The sequence below is a fragment of the Marinomonas aquiplantarum genome (assembly GCF_003314975.1).
Classification (GTDB): domain Bacteria; phylum Pseudomonadota; class Gammaproteobacteria; order Pseudomonadales; family Marinomonadaceae; genus Marinomonas; species Marinomonas aquiplantarum.
In genome coordinates this window covers 337,669-343,944 of record NZ_QNRF01000005.1, presented here as the reverse complement: position 1 = coordinate 343,944, position 6,276 = coordinate 337,669, and the positions used below count along the sequence as shown (strand labels likewise).

Here is a 6,276-nt window from a genome sequence, read left to right as displayed (position 1 = left end):
TTTCGGTAAAACGTGACTTCTTCATAGATCGCTCCTGATGCATTGATCATAAAACTCTCTACTTAAAACCCCAATCATTTTTTGGGGGGATTACAGAAACGATCGCCAAGCAAATCCAGACTTCGCTCCAAACTGGGATAATTAAACGTCCGAAATGCAAAACAAACTTTGATGGTTCGCGCAGTACTAGATGCAAATTGTGTTTTCAAAGTAGTGCGTGAAACATCAGGGGGTGTTAATCAATAACATGATTAGGCTAGATAATTTTTCTTAATAACTAACTTAACTCATTGAATAACATAGTTTACAACCAAAACTGTGGGTGATTTATGAATATTTACTATTTCCGATAATAACATTTATCGGAAATAGTATAGGTAAATTAGAGTCCTATTTTGACTCTAATTCGTTACACATGGTTTTATAGATGATTCTTCAGTTCGGCCAAATGATTAACGGTATACGTTGGCTTAGTGTTTTCATGCCCTTCGAGTTTATGATGATTGAGCCAGCATGTGTCGACACCAAACTGGTTACCTCCCAAGATGTCAGATTCCAGCGTATCGCCAACCATGAGTACGTTTTCTTTGTTCGGTTGCGCCATTTTATCAAAAGCATACTCGAATATTCTTGCGTCTGGCTTTGCGACACCAACTTGCTCTGAAATGATCAGGTGTTCAAAATATTGGCTCATGCCAGTCTTTTTCAAACGAATTTCTTGTAACTGTGTAAAACCATTGGTGATGATGGCCATTTTAACGCCAGACTGATAAAGGCTTTTGATCAGTTCATCCGCTCCAGGTAATGTCTGACAAATCTCCGCCATGGCATGAAGAAATTCTTGATTAAGCTGACTGGAACTCACCTTGAGTTTTTCTGCCCAATAATCAAATCGTCTAGTTTGCAGCTCTGAAGCACTTATTTTTCCGTTCTGATAATCGACCCAAAGTGGCTTATTGATGTCTTGATAGGCTTGGAAATCGTCTTTTTCAAAGGTGACGCCATACTGGCTAAACATGCGTTTCAGCCCTGAAAAATTATCGAAGTGAAATAAGGTTTCGTCGGCGTCAAATAGTATCCACTGATACTTCATCGTTAGGCTTCTTTTTCGTGATTAATGTGAAAAGTGTTGAGGATGTAGAATTGGTGCTAAGGCCAAAATAATGGCTTGTGAATAGACACTTTGTCTCGTTGCAGCGTGATTGGTGAATAAACCAATCGCGCCGCCTTTTTGACGAATGTTCTCTGTGTTAAAGGTTTCGTCCATTATAGGCCCTAATTCTTCTTGATTTTGAAGTCGTTTAAATAGCTGATCTGGAAGTGGTAAATTAGCGGTTCGACCTATGTGTTGGGCTCCTTTTTGATCCACAATCGCAATATAAGCAAAGGTTGCAGCGCCCTCCTCAAACTGATCAACGCCACCTTCCATAGAAATATAAAAATCGAATTGCTTGTTGAAGTCATCTTGCTGGCAAGTTAGTGCTCTATTAACCGCGCCAAGGCGTGTTTCTGACTCTGTCATTGGCTGATCCGCTACACCAGATGGCGTCGACCGACCTTCACAATGAATAATATGATCAGGATGACATTGCTCAAAAGCCTGCTTGGCCGCGGCGACTTTTACAGGGTTGGTTGAGCCAACTTGAATGCGAATCACGGAAGTCATGTGTTCCTCATTAATATACCGTTTGAAACGAAAAAAGCCGCAACCAAAGATTGCGGCTTTTGAGCTTGCTTACAGCTACGCTTGCCCTTTAATGATTGGTGTTGGACACATTACATCGGCATTTTGACCTCGATGACGCAGCAAGTGGTCAATTAGCGTGATGGCTAACATGGCTTCTGCGATTGGTGTCGCACGAATGCCGACACAAGGATCGTGACGTCCCTTAGTAATGACGTCGATAGCATTGCCATCACGATCGATGCTTTTACCTGGTGTGGTAATACTGGAAGTAGGTTTTAATGCCATGTTAACGACAATGTCTTGGCCTGATGAGATACCACCCAATACACCGCCAGCATGGTTTGTCAGAAAGCCTTCTGGTGTCATTTCATCTCTATGTTGGCTGCCTTTTTGCTCAATGACATCGAAACCATCTCCAATTTCAACCCCTTTAACCGCATTGATGCCCATCATGGCTTTAGCTATGTCAGCATCCAAGCGATCGAATACGGGTGCACCAAGTCCTGGCATGACATTTTTGGCGATTACCGTAATTTTAGCGCCAATCGAGTCGCCTTCTCTGCGCAGCGCCGTCATGTATGTTTCCAATTCTGGAATGGCGTCTGGGTCTGGGCTAAAGAAGCTATTTTCGTAGACTTGAGATAGGTCTTTAACCGCCAGTTTGATGGGGCCAAGTTGTGATAAATAGCCTTGTATTTCGATGCCGAAAGTTTGTTTTAAGTACTTTTTAGCGATGGCACCAGCTGCAACTCGCATGGCGGTTTCCCGTGCTGAAGAGCGACCGCCACCTCGATAGTCTCGGAAACCGTACTTTTGATCGTAAGTGTAGTCGGCATGTGCTGGTCTAAAAGTATTGGCGATGTTGCCATAATCTTTTGAGCGTTGATCGGTGTTTTCAATCAGCAAGCCAATCGGTGTGCCGGTTGTTTTTCCTTCGAACACGCCGGATAAGATTTTAACCTCGTCTGCTTCACGGCGCTGTGTCGTGTGTTTTGACGTGCCTGGTTTTCTAAGATCCAGATCACGCTGTAAATCGGCTTCACAGATTTCAATACCTGGAGGGCAGCCATCTACGATAGCGCCTAATGCTAAGCCATGACTTTCACCAAATGTGGTGACTTTAAATAGGGTTCCGAACGTATTGCCTGACATAGGTTTATTCTACTCGTTTAATAATTCGATTAATTGTTCTTTGGTTAAAATGAACACGCCATTACCGCCCTGTTCCAGCTCCATCCACATAAATGGGGTGTCTGGGTATGCGGCTTGCAGAGCCACTTCAGAATTGCCAACTTCGTACACCAGAATGCCATCATCATTTAAGTAATGTGCGGCTTTTGATAAAAATTGATGCGTAAAATCCAAACCGTCTTCGCCTGATGTTAGGGCGATTTCTGGCTCGTTATGGAACTCTTCTGGCGCGCTTTCAAAATCATCTTGATCGACATATGGCGGGTTACAAATAATAAGATCGTACTGCTTGTCTCCTAAACCCGCAAACATATCCGAATGTATGGTGCGAACTCGATCTTCAACGTCATGACGCTGAATGTTTTGCTGTGCGACGGTTAAAGCTGCCTCACTGATATCGCTCAGATCGACCTCTGAATCCTCAAAGATCAAGGCTGCTGCAATACCAAGACAGCCAGAGCCAGTGCACATGTCTAAGATGTTGAATGGGTAATGCATTAGCCAAGGTGAAAACTCGGTCTCAAGTAACGATAATATGGGTGACCTAGGAATGAGAGTATCTTTAGTAACGTGAAACGGTAAGCCCATGAACCAAGCTTCACCTAATAAATATGGTAATGGCTCTCGTTGGTTAATTCGGCGATGAACCAGTTTGAGAATGTGTTTTTTTTCATTTTGCGTTAATGCGCAATCCAACATGTCGCGATCAAAATCCAGCGGCAGTTTAAGTACCCCCATAACCAACTGGACGGCTTCATCCCAAGCATTATCGGTACCGTGACCATAGAATAAATTGGCATTTTGAAAGCGCGTAAATGTCCATCTAATGAAATCTTTGATGTTATGTAAATCGCGAATGGCTGTTTGTTTACGGCTCATTGTCTCTTCTTTGTGGTTGGATCGTTAAAAGCGTGCTTCATTATAACGACTATTTACCCTTGCCTCTATCTTTGTCTTTATCTTGTAGTTGATTTACGGATGCGTTGAGAGATTCGAGCTGACTGTGAATCTCTTGCCATTGTCGATTGGCTTGCTCTAATTTTTGCTGTTCGTTTTGTTGTTGTAAGTGTTGTTCAGCGTGTGCCCGCTCCAGGCTGCTGATTTGAACGTCTTGCTTAGCAAGATCTAGCTCTCGCTGCGCCAAATTAAGTCGCAATGTTTCGTTTGCTTTATGCGCTTCTTCTAATTGTTTTTTTAATAGTTGATTGTGTGACGCAACCTCATTGAGACGTTTTTCTAGGTACTGTTTTTCTTGAGTAAGGCTGGCCGTTTGAATTTGGTGACTATGATGCACTTCTTTTAATTCTTGATGCGCTTCTTCTAATGTCGCAAGACTCGCACTTAATGACAGGTAGTCAGAATCAATAGCGGACTGTTTGAGTTTGCGTTCTGCCTCCACATCAAAGGCTTTTTCTTCAACTAGCTGATTTAACTGTTTCGTCGTTTCTCGTATGAATTGTTTTATAGGTGCGGCGAGTCGTTCGTCGAGGTTGAGTTCGATTTGCTCTTGATGTTCTTGGTAATCTTTTTGCCATTGGTTAATGGCATTTAGCAAGGTGGTATTCGAGCACTGTCGACCATCTTTATCGAGAAAGTATTGAGCGACTCTGGGGATGTTTGGATATTGCTGTTTGTCGATAAGGGTCCAGCAAGCTTGCAGGATTTCGCTTCTTGAGATGTTCGCTTTTCTAGCCATATTAGCTCTTTAAAAACAGATAAAATAATTAATGTAAAATATTTATTTAATTTATCATTTGTTGCGATGTTTTCATATAACTTTCACTGAGACATAAAAAAAGCGCCTAGTTAACGTAGACGCTTTTTTTAAACTCACGAAATTTATTGCCACTGATATTGGCTCAATGCTTTAACAGCAAATTCCACTCCCAACTCTTTTGCTAATTCCTTTAAAGGCTCTTCTTTAGGCTCGAATAAAATAGGTCTAGCATTAGGGAAACGAGTTTCAAGCAGTTGATTGATGCTCGCCAAGCCATCAATTAATCCAATTTTTTCGGCTTGGGTACCAGTGAATATCATGCCTGAAAAAACATCATCAGTGACAGTAAGGCGATCTTTGCGCCCCGCTTTAACAGCATCGATAAATTGCTGATGAGTTTCGTCCAATACGGACTGCCATTTTTCCTCAGCTTCCTCTGACATCGGGGTAAATGGATCAAGAAAGGCTTTATTTCGACCTGCAGTGAAAACTCGTCGTTCTACCCCAATTTTTTCCAACAATTCAGACGCCTCAAACCCTGACGAAATGACACCAATAGAACCGACCAAACTCGCCTGATTAGCATAGATTTCAGAGGCAGCAGACGCAATGTAATATCCGCCGGATGCCGCCATGTCTTCTACTACCACTAAAATTGGAATATCTGGGTACACCGCTTGCTTGTTACGGATCGCATCGTAAATAATGCCTGAATGCACTGGGCTTCCCCCAGGGCTATTCATTTCAATGATCACGCCTTTTAATTGATTGTTGCTGTAGGCACTGTCCAATAAAGACACCATTTCAGACGATTCAATGTCGGCGTCTGAACCAATAACGCCTTGCATTGGTATAATGGCAACGGTATCCCCTTGTATTTGCATTTCGCTTAATTCGCTACGAGTAAACCAAGCGACTAATATGCCAACCAAGATGGCTAGAGTGGTAAATCGAAAGAAAATTTTCCAACGTCTTGCCCGTCTTTTTTCAACCATGTTTTCAAGCAAAGTTTTTTCGAGTAAAGCCCAAATTTCGTTGTTTGCATCAATGCTGTTTTGTTTAGAGTCACCTTCTGCATTGACAGTTGGTTGATTTTGCTTAGCTGCCTTATCTTCTTCTTCCGTCCAACTCATGTATTTAAGCCCTAAAGATTTGTTAATGTATTAACTGAAAGTGTACCATAGCGGAAATTTTCACGATAAGGATTACCAATGAATTCAGGGTTTACATTAGAAGAACTGACATTAGATCAAACGGTTGAATACAGAAAAACGGTTACGCAACAAGACGTCCAAGCATTTGCTGAAGTAACAGGCGATACAAACCCTGTGCATTTAGATGCTGACTATGCAGCCACAACCTCTTTCGGGCAACCTATTGCACACGGCATGTTGACGGCGGGCTTTATCTCTGCAGCCATTGGCACACAATTACCTGGTCCTGGTTGCATCTATTTGGAGCAAACTCTTAAGTTCCGCTCTCCAGTGTTTATCGGGCAAGAAGTCGTCACAAAAGTTACCGTTGCGGACATAAATGAACGTCGCCGTCGTGTGACCTTGAAAACTGTTTGTGAATGTGAAGGGAAAGTTGTGGTGACAGGTGAAGCAACTATTATGTTGCCTGCCGCTCAGTAGAATTCAACCAGAAGGTGTTATGGTTTATGATAACACCTTCTGGCTTT

The 6,276-nt window shown here is 42.4% G+C and carries 7 protein-coding genes; 1 reads left to right on the top strand and 6 read right to left on the bottom strand.

Features of this window, described 5'->3' with window-relative positions; all coding sequences use genetic code 11:
• Nucleotides 1-421: 421 nt before the first annotated feature.
• From yjjG to sppA, 6 genes are all read right to left on the bottom strand, one after another.
• On the bottom strand, nt 422-1,093 hold the full coding sequence (gene yjjG, locus DFP76_RS11870; protein ID WP_113874852.1) for a pyrimidine 5'-nucleotidase: 672 nt from the start codon (nt 1,091-1,093) through the stop codon (nt 422-424).
• A 21-nt stretch (nt 1,094-1,114) separates the two neighbouring features.
• Nucleotides 1,115-1,666, bottom strand: a complete 552-nt coding sequence (gene yjjX / locus DFP76_RS11865; RefSeq protein ID WP_113874851.1) for an inosine/xanthosine triphosphatase — start codon at nt 1,664-1,666, stop codon at nt 1,115-1,117.
• A gap of 75 nt (nt 1,667-1,741) precedes the next feature.
• The gene (gene aroC / locus DFP76_RS11860) at nt 1,742-2,839 is read right to left on the bottom strand and encodes a chorismate synthase (protein WP_113874850.1); all 1,098 of its coding nucleotides are present in this window, start codon (nt 2,837-2,839) and stop codon (nt 1,742-1,744) included.
• A gap of 9 nt (nt 2,840-2,848) precedes the next feature.
• Complete coding sequence (prmB, locus tag DFP76_RS11855) at nt 2,849-3,757, bottom strand: 50S ribosomal protein L3 N(5)-glutamine methyltransferase (protein WP_113874849.1); 909 nt, start codon at nt 3,755-3,757, stop codon at nt 2,849-2,851.
• A 49-nt stretch (nt 3,758-3,806) separates the two neighbouring features.
• Complete coding sequence (locus DFP76_RS11850; protein ID WP_113874848.1) at nt 3,807-4,574, bottom strand: hypothetical protein; 768 nt, start codon at nt 4,572-4,574, stop codon at nt 3,807-3,809.
• A gap of 143 nt (nt 4,575-4,717) precedes the next feature.
• Nucleotides 4,718-5,728 (bottom strand): signal peptide peptidase SppA, encoded by a 1,011-nt coding sequence (gene sppA, locus DFP76_RS11845; protein ID WP_113874847.1) that lies wholly within the window; start codon nt 5,726-5,728, stop codon nt 4,718-4,720.
• 78 nt (nt 5,729-5,806) lie between these two features.
• Between sppA and DFP76_RS11840 the strand changes: the two genes are divergently transcribed.
• The gene (locus DFP76_RS11840; RefSeq protein WP_113874846.1) at nt 5,807-6,229 is read left to right on the top strand and encodes a MaoC family dehydratase; all 423 of its coding nucleotides are present in this window, start codon (nt 5,807-5,809) and stop codon (nt 6,227-6,229) included.
• Nucleotides 6,230-6,276: the final 47 nt, after the last annotated feature.

What these genes read in the sequence shown, in the direction of transcription:
- yjjG (WP_113874852.1), bottom strand. Translation starts at nt 1,093, where the DNA reads ATGAAGTATCAGTGGATACTATTTGACGCCGACGAAACCTTATTTCAC.
- yjjX (WP_113874851.1), bottom strand. Translation starts at nt 1,666, where the DNA reads ATGACTTCCGTGATTCGCATTCAAGTTGGCTCAACCAACCCTGTAAAA.
- aroC (WP_113874850.1), bottom strand. Translation starts at nt 2,839, where the DNA reads ATGTCAGGCAATACGTTCGGAACCCTATTTAAAGTCACCACATTTGGT.
- prmB (WP_113874849.1), bottom strand. Translation starts at nt 3,757, where the DNA reads ATGAGCCGTAAACAAACAGCCATTCGCGATTTACATAACATCAAAGAT.
- DFP76_RS11850 (WP_113874848.1), bottom strand. Translation starts at nt 4,574, where the DNA reads ATGGCTAGAAAAGCGAACATCTCAAGAAGCGAAATCCTGCAAGCTTGC.
- sppA (WP_113874847.1), bottom strand. Translation starts at nt 5,728, where the DNA reads ATGAGTTGGACGGAAGAAGAAGATAAGGCAGCTAAGCAAAATCAACCA.
- DFP76_RS11840 (WP_113874846.1), top strand. Translation starts at nt 5,807, where the DNA reads ATGAATTCAGGGTTTACATTAGAAGAACTGACATTAGATCAAACGGTT.